The sequence below is a fragment of the Anaerolineae bacterium genome, from assembly GCA_013178165.1.
Taxonomy (GTDB): domain Bacteria; phylum Chloroflexota; class Anaerolineae; order Aggregatilineales; family Ch27; genus Ch27.
In genome coordinates this window covers 99,469-120,403 of sequence record JABLXG010000004.1, presented here as the reverse complement: position 1 = coordinate 120,403, position 20,935 = coordinate 99,469, and the positions used below count along the sequence as shown (strand labels likewise).

The window sequence follows — 20,935 nt, the reverse complement described above, 5'->3', positions numbered from 1 at the left end:
CATCCGGCGGGTCGCCTGTCCTTCAGACGCAGGAGCTTTGCCATGACCATCCGTCAACAGTACTACACCTCCTGCCGCAACGCCGAAACCGGCAAGACCGGCTTTCAGGTCAGGGCCGTCACGCCGGGCATCTCCCGCCGGGCGGAGCAAGCCCTGCAACGCCTAATCGCTTACCGCCCACCGGCCAGCGCCGACCCCCAGGCGCCGGAAACGCACCCGATCAGCCTGCGCTACTACACCCCCGCCCGCGACGAAGCGCTGCTGATCTGCGCCCAGTCCAACGGCCCGGATGAGTTCGGGCGGCCCGGCAACTTCTTCGCCCACAGTCTAGTCGGGCCGCCGGAAGCTTTCAACGATCCGCTGCCGCCCATTTTCTACTGGCGCAGTCCTTTCTGGGTGCAACGCGATAATGGCGGAAAGAGCCGCCTGCCGGAGCTAAGCTCCCTGGCCGCTGCGGCACCGGTAGCCTTCAACTATGACGGGCTGTGGGCCTTCCTGACCGGCCAGCGCCGCGAATGGCTTTACCGCCTGCTGTGCGCTGTGCTCGATCACCCGCGTTCCGGTCGCCGGATCATCATTGTTGACGATGCGGACAGCGTCGCGGCCTGGATCGCGCTGCTGACGATGGCCCTGCCCTATCAGCACCGGCCTTGGCTCACCTTCGCTACGTACCATCACGACCCGTACAGCGTCCCTTTTCTGGTCACCGGCACCACACCTGACTCAACCTTTCGCTTCACCGCCGATGAGTATCGCTCCTACTTCGTCCTCCACACGGCGGAAGGCCGGATCAGCGCCGCGCCGGAGTCGGCGTTTGCCCGCTTCGTATGCGACCACCTGACGCCAGATCGCTACGAGAACGCGGTGCTGGACTTCTTCGTGCTCCTCAGGCGCCGCGACCCGGCCAGCACCTCCCCCGATCCGGCCCGACTCGACCTGCTGACCCGCTTCTACCAGCTGGGATTGCCGGACAGCCCGCTGCTCCCCTCAGAAGAAGTCGCGGCGATCGCCGGTACGATCATCCGCGAGGTCGCCGCCCTGCCGCGCCTTGATCCTGCCGATGCAGGCGACCTGCGCACCGCCTGGGATATCCTGGCCGGAGAACTGGCGGAAAGCGGTCGGCCCGAACTGCTGCCTGACTTCCAGCTGGCGCTGGAGCGTCTGCGCCAGGACGATCCGGGCTTTGCCAGCACCAGCCGTCGGGCGTGTGAGGTACTGGCCCGCCTGCTGGATCGGCCAGCAGCCGCGCCGGTTCGCCCGCTGGCCGGGCTGCTCAGCGCGCTCTACCCGCTGGAAGCGCTGCAGGCAGCCATGCGCGGGCCTGATCTGCTGGGGCCGCTGGTAGAGCGCGTAGGCGAAGACCCCGCCCGGCTGCTGGCCTTCTGGGAATGCTGCGGCCCGCTGTTGACCTTTGACGAGGCGACGCTGGGGCTGCTGGCCCCGGTCTTCGCCCGGACACTGGTCGCCGCCCACCGCCAGGCAACACCCGATCCGCTGCTGATCCCGGCTGAAGTCGACCGTCTGCTCAAGGCAATGCTGCGCACGCAAAAGACGATCGGCTATGTCACCCGCCTGGTCACCGACTTCCACCAGCGCTACCCGACCAGCCCGATCCTGGCCTGGGTATATTACGCCTGGGTGGAAGGGGCGGCGCTGGCTGATCGCGCCGCTGTCCGCGAGGTGTACAGCGCCATCGATCCGACCATCATCACCTACGAACTCAAGCGCGACCTGTTCAAGCGCCTGGTCAGCCCCAGCGATCTGGGCGCCATCCTCGGCGACTGGCTGGCTCACCTTCATCCCATGCACCGCGAAGCCATGGCCGGGGAAGCCCTGCGTTTCTGCTGGGAGCAGGCGGAGATCGACCGCGCCGCCTTGTCCGCCACGCTGCTGGCTCGTCCGGAAGTCACTGCCGCGCTGGACATTGCCTGGCAGGCTCGCCTGGTCGAAGCCGCCCTGCCGGTCATTGAGGCCGCTGAACCGGATAAAGCCGCGCTGGCGCTGTACCGTCGGCTGCTGAGCCGCGAGGACGCGCCTCTGACGCCAGCGGCGCGCGCGGCGCTGGAAGGAGTCGTCCTGCTGTCCGCCGGTGAACTGCACGAGAACACTGTGCCGCTGCTCAACCGCCGCCTGAGCGCGGCGGACGAGGCCACCTACCGCGCCGAGGCAGGGCGACTGTTGCGGAGACTCTTTGCTGCGGGTGGCTCAACCGCCGATCACGGCCTGCTCATCGCTGCACTTTACGTTGAAGAACATCGCGCCATCTTCTGGGAACTTTACTGGGCGGAACTGCGACGGCGATTGCTGGAGGCCGGGGAACTGCCTGCCGTCCTGCGGGCGCTGGACTTCTGGTTTGCGCACAGCCAGCGCCTGCATGCTACGTATCCGCTGCTGCTGCCGGCGTTCTTCCTGACCCTGCCGGAACGGATCGCCGTCCTCAAAGCGGACAAAGCCTATCCCCGCGTCGCCCGCGAGCTGGAGGATGCGCTGCGCGACCTGACCTGGTATCCGCTGGTGGAACGCCACTTCCCTGAGGCGGGTCGCTCGCGCGGCTTCCTCAAAGGGCTGTTTGAGCGGTAGGCAGGAGCGACTCAGTGAAGCGCCAGAACGCACCCGCCCTGGACGAAATCCTCTTCTACATCGTCGCTCCGATCGTCGCGATCATCGTCGGGACGCCTCTGGCGGCAGCTTACCTGCTCATCACCGGCCTGACCCTGCTGGTCTGGGCAGGGCTGGCGGCTGGAGCCGGTTTGCTGGCAGGCCTATGGGGAGTCTATCGCCTGACACTGAGCGCCTGGCACGCCGCCGCCAGCCCGCGCCGGGAGCCACGCCCGGCCCTGATTCACCGCTTCTATGAGCCGCAGCCCGCCCGTCTGATGCTCGTGGCCGAGGGCGGGTGGTTCGTGATCGGGCGTGTCCTGCGTCGCTTGCGACGCGCCGTGAGGATGAGCGCCCATGCCTGGGCAGCCAAGAGCCGTGCCTACGCCGCGCTGGCGCGGGAGTCAAAAGTCAACCTGTGGGACTACATCTTCAGCGTGTGGCTGTACGGTTCGGCGGCGGGACAATGGATCGGCGCGGGTCTGCACTTCGGCACGGCGGCGGCAACCGGGGCGCTGCTGGCAGCCGCCGGGACGCTGATCCTGGTGGCGGGGGCGCTGGTCAGCAGCCTGGTGATGCTGCTCCTGGGCGCGTTCAACGGCCTGCAGGGTGCGCTATACCGCATCTACTTCCGCTGCCCGAACTGCCATGCCCAGATGCGCATCCCGGTGGTGATTTGCCCGGCCTGCGATCGCCGCCACACCCGCCTGTGGCCGAGCGTCTACGGCGTCTTCTACCACACCTGCGACTGTGGCGAGCGCCTGCCCACCCTGGACCTGCTGGGCCGCCGCCGGCTGGTGCAGCGCTGCCCGGTCTGTGACAGCGTCCTCAACGAGGCCATTGGCCGCGCCACCAACCTGCACATCCCGATCGTCGGTGGGCCGTCAGCGGGCAAGACGCACTACCTGGTCGCCACCGTGCGCGAGCTAATCGAGCGTTATGCCCCCGCCCATAACCTGACCATCACCATGCCGGACGTCCAGCACCGCCGCGATTACGAAGCCAGCGTGCGCCTGCTACGGCGCGGTCAGCAACTGCGCAAGACCCCGATCGAGCAGGATAGCAACACCCGCGCCTTTAACCTGCAGATCAAGCGCCGCTGGCATCCCGTCCCCACCCTGCTCTACCTCTACGATGGCGCGGGGGAGTACTATACCAGCCAGGACAGCGCCCAGCAGCAGGTCTACTACCGCTATGTCAACGGCCTGATCCTGATCGTCGATCCGTTCGCCGTCCCCGCTGTCTATGCAGAATACGCACCGCGGCTACGGGCCGAAGGCGAAACGCTGGCCGTTAACCCGCAGGAACCGCTTTCAGGCATCTATGAACGCATGATCGAGACACTGGAAGTGCACTACAGCCTGCGGCGCGGCGTACGCTTTCCCCACCCGATCGCCGTTGTGCTGACCAAAGCGGACGCCTTCGACCTGGATGAGCGTATTGGCGGGGCGGCTGCCCGCCGCCTGCTGGCCGAATCGGCGCTTGTCCACAGCGAAACGGACGCCATCAATGGCCTGGTCGAGCATTTTCTGCTTTCTTATGGGGAAGGCAATTTTGTGCGCAACCTGCGCGCTCAGTTCAACGCGGTGCGCTTCTTCAGCTGCTCGTCCACCGGGCGGATCATCCGCCCCGGCGACTACAGCAGCCTGCAACCAGCCCGTGTGCTGGAGCCGCTGCTATGGCTGATGGCCCAGAATAACGTCCTGCCGATGACCCAGACAGCGCCGGACGCCATCGCTACAAACGAGGCCCGGCCCTATCCGGGAATCCAGACGACCTCATAACCACCGGAAGCGCGGCAGGCTCACAGTTCGATGCTGAATACGTCGCGCGGCTCGTCCAGGCGCTCCACCTCCGGGCCAAGGAAACCGTACGGCTCCCCGATCACGATCGATTCCAGGCGGCGGAAGCCCAGCTTGTGCGCCTTGTCGTTGATGGCGGTCATCATTGGCCCGATCAACGGTGTGCCTGACCAGACGTAAAGTGTGGCCCAGCGCGGGTCATAGCGCGACTGGATGTACATCACAAAGAATGTCCCGCCCGCCACCTGGAATTTGAAGCGTTCGACGCGTTGCTCGCGCAACTCCGGCACCGCCATCCAGAGCGTTGGCCAGTGGGTCACCCATTCATAGTGGGCGCTCTGCTCGCGGCCCAGCGGCATGGCCCAGCCGCGAATTTGAGCCGGGTCGTCGTCAGGATGGGGCGTGGCCTGGTAGAACACCTGCCCGCTCCGCGCCGGCCAGCTGACCCGCTGGCGGCGGACCAACCGTCGCCAGTCCTCACCGTCATAGAACGCCCTGGCATCCGCGCCGGGCAGGCATACCCGTGCACAGCTGCGCTCCTTACCCAACGCGATCAGGTGAGTCAGCAATGCCTGTTCCACCCCTTGCCCGGCGTAGTCTGCATGGACATACAGCACAGAGACGTGCAGGTGCGAGCCGAACGGCTCCGGCTCGACGCCATGATAGGCTTCGCCGTGCCCGACGACGCGCCCCGTTGCCTCGGCCACAACGGGCAGGCCCGCCCCGCGCAACAGGTGGGTCAGGTGCACGGCGCAGGTTTCCACACTCATCCACGGGCCGCCGTAGAGCCAGCGCTCGTAGATGCGCAACTGTTCGTAGGGAACATCTTCGACAACCCCGGCCTCGTTCACGCGCTGCCAGCGTTCGATGTTGGAAGTATGGACTGCAGTGATGGCGGCGGTGTCATCCAGCGTCGCCATGCGCACAATCAGTTCAGCCATCGCATTCGCCATCCCGCCGGGAAGCTTCTCCCCGGCTTGTTACCACACCCACGCCGGAGCCATCATCCGAGAGCGGCTCGCGCTTCCGCGCGATCCAGATAGGCGTGCACCGTGCCGCTTTCCGCCATCCACACCCGCGTAGCGAAGCGATCGACGAAATAACGGTCATGGACCACGGCCAGCACAGTGCCGTCAAAGCTGCTCATGGCCTGCTCGAAGCGCTCCCGCGACGGCACATCAAGGTGATTGATCGGCTCATCCAGTATAAGCAGATTGCAGCCCTGCGCCACCAGGAGGGCCAGCATCAGCCGGGCGCGCTCGCCATAGCTCAATTCGGGAACCGGCACAAATACGTCATCCCCGCTGAAGAGGAAGTAATGCAGGAAGGTGCGGGCCTCTGTCTCGCTCTGGGTAGCCACGGCCAGGACTGCCTCCAGGGCGTTCTCATAAACATCCAGCGTATCCTGTTCCTGGGAAAGGTACCCGGCCCGCGTGCTTGGCCCCAGGTAAACGCTCCCGGCCAGCGGCGGCAATTCGCCCATGATCGTGCGCAGGAGGGTGGTCTTGCCGCAGCCATTTGGCCCCAGCAGGACGATACGCTCCCCGGCGCGGATCGTCTGGTTGATGTTGGCCAGTAATGGAGCAGCAGGATCATAGCCTACCGCCAGGTCGACCAGGCGCAGCGCGTCACGGCTGCCCGGCTCGATAGCGGCAAAGTCCAGCTTCATCTGCCAGGTCAGGCGCGGCTTTTCCACGCGCTCCTCAGATTCCAGGTAGCGTTCCAAACGCTTTTCCTTCGCCTTGGCTTTTTTGGCAACCTTTTTGGCGTAGCGCCGCTGCTGGTCGTTCTTCGTGGCGTTTTCCTTGCGGATAGCGCGAGCCATTGTCCGCTCGACATCGCGGCGCAAGCGCTCGACCTCCACAATCTGGTCGCGCCACTGCGCCCACTGCTTCTCCCGCGCTCTGGCCACAGCGTCGATATAGGCCGTGTAGCCACCGGCGTAGCTCTGGGCCGTCATTTCAAACGGGTCCATCGCCACTACACGGGTCACGGTCTGGTCAAGGAAAGTCCGGTCATGGCTGACGATCAGCGCCGCGCCGGGGAAGCTCGCCAGCCAACCCTCCAGCCACTCCAGGGTGGTGATATCCAGATGGTTGGTCGGCTCATCCAGCAACAGCAGTTGCGGCGCAGCGATCAGCAGGCGAGCCAGTCCCAACCGGGTCTTCTGCCCCCCACTGAGGATGGCCACGGGGGTATCCAGTGGCAGGCCATCCAGCCCCAGCCCGGCCAGGATCGGGCCGCTGGTCTCCGGCTGGATCAGACGACTCAGGCGCTCGATCCGGCCAAGGACGGCGGCATAGGTAGCCACTACTGATGGATCATCGGGCCGGTCAGCGAGCTGTGTGCTCAGGCGCTCCAGATCGGCTTCCAGCGCGGCCAGCGCCCTGGCCTGCGGGTAGAGCACATCGCCCACCGTCGCGCCAGGCGGTGGCTCCAGCCCTTGCGGCAGGTAGCCGACGCGCAGGTCTGGCGGCGTGAAACTCACGCTCCCGGCGGAGGGAGCCTCCTCCCCGGCGATGATGCGCAGGAGGGTGGACTTACCGCAGCCATTGGGGCCGATCAGGCCGACCCGCTCGCCATAATTGACCAGAAAGCTGACGTTGCGGAAGATCAGCTCCGAGCCGTAACGTTTGGTAAGTTGATTGACTGCTAACATGATGGCGGCTTCCTTTCCCTTCAAAAAGCGGGCGCCGCCTGCAGCCGAGAGCTGTCTTCCAACCCGGGGCAGCCACAAGCCTACGTGGGCTGGGCCGCCGCACAGATAACAACAAGCCGCAGGCAAGACGCCCGCGGCTGTGTGAGGCGATGTGAGTCAATTGCGGTTGCAGTCCCCGGCCCGGAAGCCGGGCGCAAGGTGTGCCGTAACGTCACGTCACAAAGGCGCGGTGCGTCCTTTTAACGGGCCGTTACGCGGATCATCTACAACCTCCTGCTGCACCGTTACTGCCCTCGATTGTACGGGACGGCTATACCAGGTGTCAATAGCCTTTCCTGTCGGGGTGCGGCTCCGTGTCAGGCAGCCGCAGCTTCCGGGACAACAGCCTGGAAGCTCAGGCGTTCGCCCGACGGATCGACATCCACCCAGATGTGATCGCCTTCGCGCAGCGTGCCTGCCAGAATTTGCTCGGCCAGTGGATCCTGTAACTCGCGCTGGATGGCACGCTTGAGCGGGCGCGCGCCAAAGACCGGATCGTACCCCCGCTCGGCCAGGAAGGCCCGGGCTGCATCGCTAAGGCTGATCGTCAGACCACGCTCAGCCAGCAGGCGCCCCAGCCGCCCAATCTGGATGTCCACAATACGCAACAGGTGTTCCTTGCGCAGATTGTGGAACAGGATGATCTCATCCAGCCGGTTGAGGAATTCGGGTCGGAAGTGCCGATCCAGTTCCCTGAGCACCTGCTCTCGGACAGCGGGATCGTCGGCGCTGCCAGCGGCCTTGAGGTACTGGCTGCCGATGTTGCTGGTCATGATGATCACAGTGTTGGTGAAGTCCACCGTGCGGCCCTGACCGTCGGTCAACCGCCCATCATCCAGCACCTGCAGGAAGACGTTGAAGACCTCCGGATGCGCCTTTTCGATCTCGTCGAACAGGATGACAGCGTACGGACGGCGGCGAACGGCCTCGGTCAACTGGCCACCTTCATCATAGCCAACATAACCCGGCGGTGCGCCAATCAGACGAGCGACACTGTGCCGCTCACCGTATTCGCTCATGTCGATGCGCACCATCGCGTCTTCCGAATCAAACAGGAATTCAGCCAGGGCACGCGCCAGTTCCGTCTTGCCAACCCCTGTCGGCCCCAAGAACAGGAAGCTGCCCATCGGACGCCGCGGGTCCTGTAGACCGGCCCGGCTGCGCCGCACGGCGCTGCTAACCGCCGCGATCGCTTCGTCCTGGCCGATCACGCGCTCATGCAGGCGCGATTCCATGCGCAGCAGCTTGGCGATCTCGCCTTCCAGCAGACGGCTGACCGGGATGCCCGTCCAGTGGGAAACCACCGTGGCGATCTCATCGGCGTCAACCTCTTCCTTGAGAATCGCGCCGTTCTCCTGTAACTGGCGCAGGCGGGCCTCCTCCTGCTGCAGGCGCTTCTCCAGGTCCGGGATGACCCCGTACTGGATGCGCGATGCCGCCTCCAGGTCAAAGCGACGCTGGGCTTTTTCCAGTTCCACACGAGCCTGATCCAGCTCCGCTTTGACAGCGCGGATGGCCTGAATGACCTCTTTTTCCGCCTGCCAGCGAATCTTGAGCTGGTTGGAACGCTCACGCAGATCGGCCAGCTCCGCCTCCAGCTTTTGCAGCCGCTCGCGGGAAGCTTTGTCGCGCTCCTTCTTGAGCGCCTCGCGCTCGATTTCCAGCTGCATGATCGCCCGGTCAACCTCATCCAGTTCCTGCGGCTTAGAGTCAATTTCCGTGCGCAGGCGGGAAGCAGCCTCATCGATCAGGTCAATGGCCTTGTCGGGCAGGTGGCGGTCAGTGATGTACCGGTGGCTGAGGGTCGCCGCAGCAATCACTGCGCTGTCCTGGATGCGCACGCCGTGATGCACTTCGTAGCGCTCCTTGAGGCCGCGCAGGATGCTGATCGTGTCCTCAACGCTGGGTTCATCGACGTAGATCGGCTGGAAGCGCCGCTCCAGCGCGGCATCCTTCTCGATGTGCTTGCGGTATTCATCCAGTGTGGTCGCGCCGATGCAATGCAATTCGCCACGCGCCAGCATCGGCTTGAGCATGTTGCTGGCGTCCATGGCGCCCTCCGCCGCACCTGCGCCGACGATCGTGTGCAGCTCATCCAGGAAGAGGATGATCTCGCCCTGCGCATCGGCGACTTCCTTGAGCACTGCCTTCAACCGCTCTTCGAACTCGCCACGGAACTTGGCGCCGGCTACCAGGCTGCCCATATCCAGGGCCACAATCCGCTTGTTTTTCAGGCCCTCCGGCACGTCGCCATTGACAATGCGCTGGCTGAGACCTTCCACAATGGCGGTTTTGCCAACACCAGCCTCGCCGATCAGCACCGGGTTGTTCTTGGTACGGCGGCTGAGCACCTGGATCGCCCGCCGAATTTCCTGATCGCGCCCGATAACGGGATCAAGCTTGCCCTGGCGGGCCAGGGCGGTCAGGTCACGCCCGTACTTCTCCAGGCTCTGGAACGTGGATTCGGGGTCCTGGCTGGTGATCCGCTGCCCGCCACGGATCGCGGTCAGGGCGGTCAGGACGTTATGCTCGTCGATACCATGACGCCCCAGCAGAGCACCCATGGAATCGTCTTTGGTCAGCGCCAACAGGATATGCTCGGTGCTGACATACTCGTCCTTCATCCGGCGAGCTTCCTGCTCAGCCTGGGTCAGGACGTTATAGGCGGCACGGCTCAGGCCGATCTGCTGATCGCGGTGACCAAGACGCGGAAACCCATCAAGTAGGGTCTTCACCTCGGCCAGGATCGCCTCCGGGCGGCTGCCAATCTTGGCGATAACCTCCGGGGCGACACCCTGCGGCTGAGTCAGCAGGGCATACAGCAGGTGAGCCGGCTGGATTTCCGGATGACCGGCGCCTTCCGCCTGCCGTTGCGCCGCTAACACCGCCTGTTGTGCTTTGGTGGTGAAACGGTTCAGATCCATAAGATACTCCCAATAATCCCCCTGATGGAGGAATTTCATTCAGGTTGGAATGTTTACCGTTCCCACTATAGGCAGGCAGTATAAGAAGTACGTCGAAAACAAGTAAGAGGTGCATCAGAGTCCTGGAAAAATGCAGCGCATACAGGTTGGTGTTCAAAAAAAACGGCGGGGTCAGCCGCCGCTTTCCTGCCACTCTGGATGACTTTTTCCCTCCCGACCCTGCGTGCTGCTCCACGCAGCGCAAGGACTCCAACCAGCCTATACCACAAATTCACCATCCCGGTAGAACAGCTCACCATCGACGTTGATCTCGCCACCAGCGCGCATGTCACAGATCATGTCCCAGTGGATGGCAGACTGGTTCTTGCCGCCCAGCTCCGGGAAGCCCGTCCCCACCGCCAGGTGGAAGGAGCCGCCCAACAAAAAAGCGCCATTTCTTGTGGGCGCTTTCACTGGCTGTGACCCCGGGAGGACTCGAACCTCCAACCAATTGATTAAGAGTCAACTGCTCTGCCAATTGAGCTACGGGGCCAGATGGTAATCGACATTATACGCTGCCGGGAGCCAGTGTCAAGGCGAAATTTCAGCCGCTTTACCGCTGCAAATTAGCATTCAACCAGGCCAGCAACGTGCCCGGCAGGTCGGGCCGCGCCTGCAGCAGGGCTGTCCCCCGCGCACTGCCTTCGAGCAGCAACAGATCATGCGGCCCACCTGCCAACCCGTCCAACCGCTGCGCCGCCGCAGCGGCGACCGTATCATCAACCGCCGCAACTAACAGCAGCGGACGGTTACCCAGCTGGGTCACAGCACCCTCTGTCAACACCCCCTGATCGTCCAGACCAGGGCTGAGCACCGCCACCGCATCACAGAAGTTGCTGACCGCGCAGCCCGTCAGGGCCAGGTTAGCCCCGATCCCCGCCCCAATCACGGCGATGCGTTCGCCGTCCACGCCATCCATCGCCTGCAAGTCAGCCAGCATGTCCAACACGTCCTGGCGGGCCTGGGTCCAGTTGGGCGTGCCACCGGTGGCCCCTTGCCCGCGCAGGTCTACCGTCAGCACGGTATAGCCGGCCTGCTGTAATACCGGCACCAGCGGCCGCCAGTCCTCCTTGCGGCCATTGAGCATCGGCAGCAGGAGTACTGCCGGAGCCGGCTGTACATCGGCAGGGTAAAGCATAGCCTGCAACCGCAGCCTGTCCTGGCTGGCAACTACTTCGTAGCTGAATTCGCCCGGCAGCGGGACCACACCTTCGATATCCATACCGCTGGGCGCGGCGGCGGCTTCCGGGATGTTCTGGCCCGGCTGGGTGAAGGGATCGACGCTGGGCAGCACGGGGTTGACCGTCGGGCTGGGGGCGATCTCCGGCATCCGTGTGCGGGTTGGTAACGGCGTCGGCCTGACTTCCTCACAGCCCGCCAGCAGAATCGCCACGACTGCCAGCCCCAGCCACAGTCGCTTGCTCATCGATCAGGTGCCTTTCTCCGCCACAACGATCATGCGCGGGCAGCCATCCACAAACGGCCCGAAGTCGTAGTCGCCATAGAAGGCAACCTCGCGCAACCCGGCCAGACTCAGCAACAGGTGCATTTCCGCCGGGAAATAGTAATGCAATGTCAGGGGCGCAACCAACCGCCTCACCACACCATCGGCGTCCAATTCGTCGTAAATCCAGGTGATGTGCATCAACTGGGCGGCGCGATCCAGTTCGCTGACCGACTGCTGCATAACCAGCCGCCCGCTCTCCGGGTCAACAAATGTGCGCTCCAGGACAACCGATCCATCATCCGGCGTGGCAAAGAGGCTGCCCACATCCGGCAGATCGATGACCACCTGCCCGCCCGGTCTGAGCCACTCATTGCAGCGCTTCAGCGCCGCGATCTGTTCCTCCTGAGTGCGCAGGTGCATGAAGGTATGGTAGGAGATCGTGATCAGGGCAAAGCGCTCCTCCAGCTGGGCGCCCAGCATATCGCCCTCCAACATGGTCACGCGCTTTTGCAGTGCCGGCAGTTCTTCCAGATGGCGACGGGCGCGGGCCAGCATCTGCGGCGACGTTTCGAAACCCCAGACCCGGTAACCCTGCCGGGCCAGGTAAAAGAGCACCCGCCCGGTCCCGCTGCCCACATCCAGGATTGGCCCGCCGGTCTGGGCGGCCAGTTCCGCGTAGAATGGCAGATCGTCAGTCCAGTGCGCATTTTCGGCATCGTAGTACCGCGCCACCAGTTCATAAAAGTCCCGTGATTCGTTCGCGCTCACGCGCCACACTCCTCCACCTGGCTCATCGTGCCCCGTCAGCATAGCACGCCGCCCGCCCGCTGTGAAGACCCGCCGTCATCTGCCTATCAGGTCAACGGCGGTTGAGCGTCAGGCAGGGGCGGTTGCAATCCCCTCTACAGATGCTAAACTACAACCAGCCTCAGGGGGTACAGTCCGGCCCGCTGAGTGTATCCGTGTTTCTACCAAATTGTTATATTGCCGGTCATGATCATCACCTCCCGTCCGCAATCCCAAAGCCACGACTGGAGCAGAGAAGCATGAAGAGTCTGCAATTCCTCCTGCCGCGCCTGGGCGCGCTGGCCCTGGTAGTGACGCTGCTGGTCACGCTCCTGCCACCCGTTGAGGCGCAGGGGCCTGTCGCCGACGCACAGGTGGTCACGACCTACCTGAACATGCGTGCTGCGCCTGACGAAAGCGCCCCGATCGTCCAGCGGCTGACCAATGGCACGCTGCTGACCCTGCGAGGCCGCACCGAAGACGGCGTCTGGCTGCTGGCCGCTACATCAGCGAATGTCACCGGCTGGGTCAAGGCCAGCTGGCTGGCTCTGCGCCTGGATTTGAACATCAACAGCCTACCCATCAGCGGGGAGACTGTCGCCGTCTCCGCGCCAGCCAGCGCTCCTGGAAATGCATCGCTGGGTGCCGCGTTCGATCCAGGCAGCTACGGCGCAACGGCCACGGTCGTCACCCGGGTCAACATCCGTAGCGGCCCCGGCACCCAGCATCGTCGTCTGGGGACGCTGGCGCTGGGCGTACAGATCGGCCTCAAGGGCCGTGACGCCAGCGGCCTGTGGGCTTACGGCACCACCAGTACCGGGATCACCGGCTGGGTAGTAGCTCGCTATACTGATGTCACCCCTGCCGCGCTGGGGAGCCTGCCCGTGCTGGACGCCTCTGCGCCAAGCGGCGTCAGCGCTGTAGCGGCGCAGGCAGCGATCCCGGCAGCCCAGGCGCAGCCTGCCGCCTCCGGCGCGCCTGCCGCTGCGCCGCCGCCCCCGGTCGCCAACCCGGCGCCTTCCGGCAGCTTTATGCTGGGCGGCCAGGTGGCCGATTTCAGCCAGCAGGGCTGGATGCAAGCCGCCGGGATGACCTGGGTCAAGCGCCAGGTCACCTACAACAATGGGGCCGATCCGGGCGGCCAGGCCGGGCTGATCGCTGACGCGCATAACCGCGGCTTCCGCATCCTGCTCAGCGTCAAGGGCCACGCTAACGAGCTGGCCAGCGATCCGAACTACCTCAACAATTTTGCCGGTTACCTGGGCGGCCTGGCCCGGCTGGGCGCGGATGCCATCGAGGTCTGGAACGAGCAGAACATCGATCGGGAGTGGCCGACTGGCCGTATTGACCCGAACTGGTACACGCAGATGCTGGCCGCCGCCTACAACGCCATCAAGTCCAACAACGGCTCTACGCTGGTCATCAGCGGCGCCCCGGCTCCCACCGGCGCAGAGGGCTGGTTTGGCAGCGACCGCGTCTGGAATGACGATCGTTACATCCGCGGCATGGCCGCCGCTGGCGCAGCCCGCTACATGGACTGCGTGGGTGTGCATTACAACGCTGGCGCCACCGCGCCGGGCCAGACCAGCGGTCATCCAGGCGGCGGGCACTATAGCTGGTACTACCGCAGCATGGTCGATCTCTACTGGGGTGCCTTCGGCGGGCAGCGACCGCTGTGCTTCACCGAGATCGGCTATCTCTCCGGGGAAGGCTACGGCCCGGTACCCGGTGGCTTTTCATGGGCCGCCAATGTAACCGTTGCCCAGCAAGCCCAGTGGCTGGCGGAGGCCGCCCGTATGGCGCGTAACAGCGGCAGGGTCCGCCTGTTCATCGTCTGGAATGTGGACTTCACCGGGCGCTGGGGCGAGGACCCGCAGGGCGGCTATGCCATCGTGCGGCCCGGCGGGGATTGCCCGGCCTGCCGTGCCCTGGCCGGAATCTGGTAGCCCGGCGGACAGCCGTGTAAACAAAGGACCCGCAAGCTTGATCGATGCTCCGGTTTTCCGGCTAAAGCAAGCAAGACGAGAGACAGCGACAGGGGGCTTAAGCCCCTTGTCTGGCCCTCTCTCTGGCGCTCTGCCCGGCGTCCCTGCGGCTTCCTGCCGCCATCGCCCGCAATGGGAAACCGCACCAAGCTATGGACAATTCGCCGGGATATGGTATATATCGCCCGCTGATCACGTATACCCGGGCGGGGCGGTCTGCCCTGTAGCACGCCGCCTGCACCCGGCACCCCGCCAGCGGGATTGACTATGACGGAGAGCAGTGTCCTTGCCGGGCAGCCCTCCAGATGAAGGATGAAGCTATGACATTCGTGACCAACGACGATTCTCAGCCAGAACTTGAGCCACAGACGCAGGATAACGCGGAAGCCCCCCGCCATGAATCGCCCAAGACGCCGCCCTCGCTGCCCGCCGTGAAACTGGAACGGGATAGCGCCAGGGCGGTCACGCCGCCACGGGGTATGCCGCCCGTCCCACCACCGCAGGGACGCCGGCCAGCGCCAAAGCGCGGCGGCTGCCTGCTGCCAGCACTGGTGCTCGGCTTTGTCGTGATTGTGCTGGTGGTGATCGGCCTGCTGCTGCCGCCCTTCTCGCTACTCGATCGGCTGAGCGGTCCCCAGTATGTGGCCCTCAACGCCGAAACGCCGGGCGTCAGTCATCCTGACGGCCTGACGCTGACCATTGACCCAGCCCAGCCAGGCGAGGGGTTTGGCGTAGCTCTCAGCGCGGTGGAGACTGCTGCTTTCACCGGCGGCACGGCAGAGGGAGAATGGGTCGCTGCCGCCCGCCGGAGCCTGCCCCCGGCCCTGACCCTGCTCAGCCCGGTGTACACCATCACCTACGAAGGTGAAGCGCCCGGCCGCATCGGCCTGCGGATCACCACCCCCGCGGGGGCGGAGCCACTGGACACCCTCGATCTGTACAGCTATGACGAGTCCGCCGGTCAGTGGGCGTTCATCCCCTCCCAGCTGGCTGAAGGCAACGCTGCCATCGTCACTGATCTGCCCTATATCCCGCAGCATGTGGCGGTTTTCCAAACGGCTGCGCCAGCGCCGACGGTGGCCATCCCTCTGGACGTGACCGAGGCGCTCACGACGGAAGTCGCTCAGGTCGCCAGTATGGTACTGCCAGCCGGGCTGCAGCCTACGCTACAGGGTACGCTGCAAGGCAGTCTGGCCGCCAACTTCCAGACCGGCGCCGGCTACGGGGTCTTCCTGGCCGTCCGCAACTACAGCGATCCCAACGCCCTGGATACCGGCACGGTTGAGACTATCCTGAGCAGCGAGAATCTGCTGGCAGCGCATATCCAGGAGCTGGCCAATTGCGCCCAGGCCTGCTACCAGGGCACAGCCGTCACCGGCATCGCCATCGACTACCGCGGCATCGATCCGGTCTACCGCGATCAGTTCTCGCTGTTCATCCGCGGCCTGGGGCGCGCCCTGCACGCCAATGGCCGCAGCCTGCTGGTGGTTGTCCCGGCGGCGCAGGAAGGCGCAGTCGGCGAGCCATGGAACACCGGCGCTTATGACTGGCGTGAGATTGGCCGCTACGCTGACTACGTGCAGGTCACCCTGGGCGACAACCCGGTCGATTTCGTCTCCGGCGGGCTGGTGGAGCGGATGCTACGCTGGGGAGTGGGCGAGATCAGCCGCTACAAGCTACAGATCAGTCTCTCCGCCCGGAGCTTCCGCCAGATCGGCGGGGAGACGCCTGTCTTTGTCCCGATCACGTTTGCGGAGGCCGTCGCCGGGCTGGGCGATGTTGAGATTGTGACGGCCAGCGAGCGGCACTATTTCCTGCCGGGCACGACCATCGAAGCAACACTCAATGGCACCCCCGCCACAACCGGCTTTGATCAGGCCGCCCAGACACCCTACATCGAATATGAGGGTGGCAATCGCATCTGGCTGACCACCCATAGCGCCCTACTGCACCGCATGAACATCATCAGGCCGTTCAATATCGGCGGCGTGGCCATCCGCGACCTGCTGAACGGGGAAATTCACCCGGACATCCTGCAGGCTCTCACCAACTTCGCCCTCAACGCTGCCCCGCCAGCCGATAGCGACCTTAACCTGGCCCTGCGCTGGACAGTCGTCGCCTCCTCCGGCGCCGTGGTGGAAGAAGCCACCACCAGCGTCGGCGAGCGCTTCCAGTGGCAGGCGATTGACCAGGACGGCAACTACGCTATCAACGTGGCGGTGGTTGGCGGGGGCGAAGAAAGCGGACGCGGCGGGCAACAGGTGGCTGTCGCCTTCCCCACCAACACCCCTGCGCCAACCGCCACACCAACCCCCACGCCGACGCCCACGCCGCGCCCGGTAGTCGCTGCGCCCAGCGGGGGCGGCGCTGCGCCGGTCATCCCGGCAGGGCGGATCAGCGGCGGCTTTGAGATCGGCGGGCATGTGGCGGACTTCAACAGCGCCGTGCCCTACATGCAGGCCGCCGGGATGCGCTGGGTTAAGGTTCAGGTGCGCTACAACTACGGCGCCGATCCGGGCGGGCAGGCGGGCATCATCAATGCCGCTCACGCCAACGGCTTCAAGATCCTGATCGGCTCTGTGGGCTATCCCAACGAACTGGCCAGCATTTCGGAAGGCGACTACTTCGCCGCCTTCGCTCGCTTCAATGCTGGCCTGGCCGCGCTCGGCGCGGATGCCATTGAAGTCTGGAACGAGATGAACATCGATCGGGAATGGCCCACCGGGCGCATCGACCCCGGTATGTACGTCCGGATGCTGCAGGCATCTTACAACGCCATCAAAGGGGCCAATGGTAGCACAATGGTCATCACCGGCGCACTGGCCCCCACCGGCGCGGAAGGCGCCTTTGGCACTGACCGCGTCTGGAATGACGACCGTTACTACGCTGGCATGGCCGCCGCTGGCGCGGCGAACTTCGCTGACTGCATCGGCGCCCACTACAACGAGGGCATCGTCCCGCCCGATCAGGTCGGCGGTGACCCACGCGGTGGCTACCCCACCTACTTCCTGACAACGATGACCGACCGCGCCTGGGCGCCTTTCGGCGGCTCCCGCCCGGTGTGCTATACCGAACTGGGCTATCTCTCGCCGGAAGGCTACGGCCCGCCGCCCGCCGGCTTCGAATGGGGCGGCAACACTACCGTCGCCCAGCAGGCTGCCTGGCTGGCCCGCGCCGCCGTGCTCCTCAGCAGCAGCGGCAAGGTCCGCCTGATGATCATCTGGAACGTCAACTTCACCAACTACGCCGGGGACCCGATGGCCGGTTACGCCATCGTCCGCCCGGGCGGCGGATGCCCGGCCTGTGACGCACTGCGTAGCGTTGCCGGGTGAACCTGCCTGCGCCGGGGGCGGCTGTGAAGGCCGCCCCTCCCGGCTTCCAGTAAGGAGCTACTGAGCGATGACGATGGAAATCCCTGCCGTGCAATCGGAACGTAAACGCCGCCGCCAGATGCGCGCCTTTACTCTGATCTGGGCCGGCCTGACTCTGGTGCTTGGCCTGGCAACCTTTGTCGCCATCTTCCTGGCCTCCGGTCTGCTGTTGCCGGAGTCGTCGGGCCAGGTTGTGGTCAGCGCCGCTGAGATCAGCCAGCCGACCGCCCTGCCCACTCGTATAGTGGCAGCCACACCGATCCCGCAACTGGCGCAAGCCCAGCCCACTTCAACCCCGGCAGTTGTGGCCCAGGTTCCAACTGTCACCGCTACCGAGCCGCCTGAGCCGACGCCAGAACCTACCCTGCCCTTCATCGAGCGCACCGACTTCGATTTCGGTATCCAGGTGCAGGAAAGCTACGACATCTACGAGTACTGGATGACCGTCGTCAAAGACCAGCTTCACATGGACTGGATCAAGCACCAGACCCGCTGGGAAGTCATGGAACCGCAGAAGGGTAACATCGACTGGACGATCCTGGACATCGTCATCCCGGAAGCCCATAAGAAGGGCGTCAACGTGATGTTGAGCATCGTCACCGCGCCGGACTGGGCGCGCCAGCCTGGCGCCGACCTCAGCAAGCACGGCCCGCCCGCCAACCCGCAGGATTACGTCAACTTCGTGACGGCCATCCTCAACCGCTATCTGGATGAATACCCCGGCACGATCGGCGCCATCGAGGTCTGGAATGAGATGAACCTCGACCGCGAATGGGCCTCGGTTAACGGCCTCAGCAGCCGCGAATACATCACCCTGCTCGCCGCCACCTACAACGCCATCAAGGCCATTGACCCCGGCATCATCGTGATCAGCGGCGCGCTCTCGCCGGGCGGCGGCTGGACGGAGCCGGATGGCCGTGTCAGCGCCATTGACGACTTCACCTACCTGGACGCCCTGCTCAACAACGGCATGCTCAACTATGCTGATTGCGTGGGCGCACACCACAACGGCTACAACATTGGCCCGCTGGTGGCCTGGGACGTGGCCCCGCGTGAGCCGGAGGCGCGCACCGCCCGCTTCCGCGGCCCGTTTGACAACCCGCATCACTCCTGGAGCATGTACTCCACGCTGACCACGTACGCCAATAAGATCCAGCTAGCCGGCGGCAATCAGCGCCTGTGCGTGACTGAGTTCGGCTGGGCTGTTTCTGAGGACCTGGGCGGCTATCCCCGCGGCTTCGAGTTCGCCCAGGACAACACCCTGCAGGAACAGGCGGAATACTTCATCGAGGCGGTGCAGTGGTTTGAAGAATCGGGCATCATCTGGCTGGCCTGGATCTGGAACCTGAACTACGGCGCTCAGGCCGGCTTTGATCCCAGCAACGACAATGTGCCCTACTCGATCCTGCGCCCGGATAGCAAGCCCGCCCCGGCGTGGGACGCCATCGCTCAGTATCGCCTGGAGCGCTTTGGACCGTAGATGAGCCTCTGGAACTGGGGGGTCAGGGCGAGCGCGATCGCGCTTGGCCTGACCCTTCTTGCTGCTAACCTGCTGGCGGGGTGTGCTCCGCTGTCCGTTCCTACCCCGACCGCAGCGCCAACGGCGACGCCCGTCCCAACCTATAACGGGCCGCTTGCCCCGGAACCAATCGCTGAGCCGCACTTCGAGTCGCTCACGTACGGCATCCAGGCTTTCCTGTGGTGGAGTCCTGACGCACGGACCTTTGACCTGGAGATGATCCGGCTGATGAACTTCACCCACGTCAAGCAGATTTTCGCCTGGGGCGACATTCAGCCGCAGCCGGATGTGTGGGACTGGAGCCGGGCCGATGAGGTAGTGGCTGAGGTGCTGTACCGGGGCCGCCAGCTAGTTGCCCGCGTCGACCATCCCCCTGAATGGGCGATCGTTGATCCGGCCACGCGCCCCGATGGCATCCCTTTTGACGTGGAGGCTTACGCGGCATTCTGCGGGGCGCTGGCTACCCGCTACAAAGGCCAGATCGCCGGGTATCAGATCTGGAACGAGCCAAACCTCCAGCGCGAATGGGCCGGTTACACCCCGGACGCCGCCGGTTATGTCCGGCTACTGGGCGCGTGCTACACGGCGATCAAGGCCGCCGACCCTGCCGCGATCGTGATCTCCGCCGGGCTGGCTCCGACCGGGACCGAGCCGCCGACGGCTGTCCCCGATGAACGCTACCTGCAACAGATGTTTGACGCCGGCCTGAGCGGAGTCTATGATGTCCTGGGGTTACACGCTCCCGGCTACAACAATCCGCCGGAGATGTCGCCCGACGAGGCAGAGGCGGCCGGTCAGCGGCGCTGGATGGTCTTCCGTCATGTGGAGGATATGCGGCGTATCCAGATCGCCAATGGCGACGCCGAGCGGCAGGTCGCCTTGCTGGAATTCGGCTGGCACATCAACCCTGGCATCCACCCGGACTACGCCTGGTTCGCAGTGGATGAGGCGACGCAGGCCGCTTATCTGGTCGGTGCCTACCGCTACGCCGCTGAACACTGGCGGCCCTGGGTTGGGCTGATGAGCACGATCTACATTGCCGCCCCGGAATGGACCGAAGCCGACGAAGAGTACTGGTGGGCGGTGACAACGCCCGGCTTCGGCGAGGATTACGGCGTGCGGCAAGCATACATCGACCTGGCCAATATGGAAAAGATTATGGGGGACACAATCATCCCTGCCCGCGACCCTGAGAGTGTGCAACATGTACCCCTCAGTCCTCGCCATTAGCTACTTCTTCCACCTGCTGGCGACGATCGTCTGGATCGGCGGGCTGGCGCTGCTGGTGCTGGTGGTCTGGCCGGCGGCAGCTCGCACGCTGGGCGATGATCCCCGCTGGCCGGAACTGCTGGCTGAACTGCGCCGGCGCTTTACCCCATGGGCTAACCTGAGCCTGGTGATCCTGATCGTCACCGGCCTGTTCCAGACCAGCGGCGATCCCAATTACAACGGTCTGCTTGTCTTCGACAGCGCCTGGAGCCGGGCTATCCTGCTCAAGCACATCGCCATCGGCGGGATGATCATCGTTGGCGCGTTGCTGCAATTCGGCGTGGCTCCAGCCCAGGAGCGGCTGGCGATCCTGCGCACCCGCGGCAAGGCCGATCCGGCGGAAGCCGCCCGCCTGCTGCGCCGGGAACGGCGGCTTAACGCGCTCAACCTGGCGCTGGGCGCGCTGGTACTGGCCTTTACGGCGGTGGCAACCGCGCTATAATCGGGCGGTGTGCCGCCGGGGGCCGGCGGCGCAGACCATCCTGCCGAGGAGTCCA

Annotated in this window: 12 protein-coding genes, 1 tRNA gene and 1 pseudogene; 7 read left to right on the top strand and 7 right to left on the bottom strand. The window is 64.8% G+C overall.

The window, feature by feature from the left end; translation table 11 throughout:
• The first annotated feature begins 42 nt into the window (after positions 1–42).
• Entirely contained in the window at positions 43–2,580 is a 2,538-nt protein-coding gene (locus HPY64_03570; GenBank protein NPV66205.1) for a hypothetical protein, read from the top strand.
• 14 nt (positions 2,581–2,594) lie between these two features.
• A complete protein-coding gene (locus HPY64_03565) occupies positions 2,595–4,382 on the top strand; it encodes a hypothetical protein (GenBank protein NPV66204.1) in 1,788 nt (595 codons plus the stop codon).
• 20 nt (positions 4,383–4,402) lie between these two features.
• Here the strand turns inward: HPY64_03565 and HPY64_03560 are convergent, their stop codons facing one another.
• From HPY64_03560 to HPY64_03530, 7 genes are all read right to left on the bottom strand, one after another.
• The gene (locus HPY64_03560) at positions 4,403–5,341 is read right to left on the bottom strand and encodes a GNAT family N-acetyltransferase (protein ID NPV66203.1); all 939 of its coding nucleotides are present in this window, start codon (positions 5,339–5,341) and stop codon (positions 4,403–4,405) included.
• Positions 5,342–5,403: 62 nt separating this feature from the next.
• Positions 5,404–7,059: an ABC-F family ATP-binding cassette domain-containing protein gene (locus HPY64_03555; protein ID NPV66202.1), complete on the bottom strand. Its 1,656-nt coding sequence runs from the start codon at positions 7,057–7,059 to the stop codon at positions 5,404–5,406.
• A gap of 356 nt (positions 7,060–7,415) precedes the next feature.
• The gene (clpB, locus tag HPY64_03550) at positions 7,416–10,022 is read right to left on the bottom strand and encodes an ATP-dependent chaperone ClpB (GenBank protein NPV66201.1); all 2,607 of its coding nucleotides are present in this window, start codon (positions 10,020–10,022) and stop codon (positions 7,416–7,418) included.
• A 258-nt stretch (positions 10,023–10,280) separates the two neighbouring features.
• On the bottom strand, positions 10,281–10,517 hold the full coding sequence (locus tag HPY64_03545) for an aminopeptidase (GenBank protein NPV66200.1): 237 nt from the start codon (positions 10,515–10,517) through the stop codon (positions 10,281–10,283).
• Positions 10,482–10,554, bottom strand: a tRNA-Lys gene (locus HPY64_03540). The genes HPY64_03545 and HPY64_03540 overlap by 36 nt, the downstream gene beginning before the upstream one ends.
• Before the next feature lie 60 nt (positions 10,555–10,614).
• Positions 10,615–11,487, bottom strand: coding sequence for an alpha/beta fold hydrolase (locus HPY64_03535; protein NPV66199.1), 873 nt, complete (start codon positions 11,485–11,487; stop codon positions 10,615–10,617).
• Positions 11,488–11,490: 3 nt separating this feature from the next.
• Positions 11,491–12,276 (bottom strand): class I SAM-dependent methyltransferase, encoded by a 786-nt coding sequence (locus HPY64_03530; GenBank protein ID NPV66198.1) that lies wholly within the window; start codon positions 12,274–12,276, stop codon positions 11,491–11,493.
• Positions 12,277–12,554: 278 nt separating this feature from the next.
• Between HPY64_03530 and HPY64_03525 the strand changes: the two genes are divergently transcribed.
• The 5 genes and pseudogenes from HPY64_03525 (at position 12,555) to HPY64_03505 (ending at position 20,880) form a co-directional block, all read left to right on the top strand.
• Positions 12,555–14,240 (top strand): SH3 domain-containing protein, encoded by a 1,686-nt coding sequence (locus HPY64_03525; GenBank protein NPV66197.1) that lies wholly within the window; start codon positions 12,555–12,557, stop codon positions 14,238–14,240.
• 2,315 nt (positions 14,241–16,555) lie between these two features.
• Positions 16,556–16,636: pseudogene (locus HPY64_03520) on the top strand (heat-shock protein).
• A gap of 1,042 nt (positions 16,637–17,678) precedes the next feature.
• A complete protein-coding gene (locus tag HPY64_03515; protein NPV66196.1) occupies positions 17,679–19,130 on the top strand; it encodes a hypothetical protein in 1,452 nt (483 codons plus the stop codon).
• A complete protein-coding gene (locus HPY64_03510; GenBank protein NPV66195.1) occupies positions 19,131–20,399 on the top strand; it encodes a hypothetical protein in 1,269 nt (422 codons plus the stop codon).
• Positions 20,374–20,880, top strand: coding sequence for a hypothetical protein (locus HPY64_03505; protein NPV66194.1), 507 nt, complete (start codon positions 20,374–20,376; stop codon positions 20,878–20,880). The genes HPY64_03510 and HPY64_03505 overlap by 26 nt, the downstream gene beginning before the upstream one ends.
• The last annotated feature ends 55 nt before the right edge of the window (positions 20,881–20,935 follow it).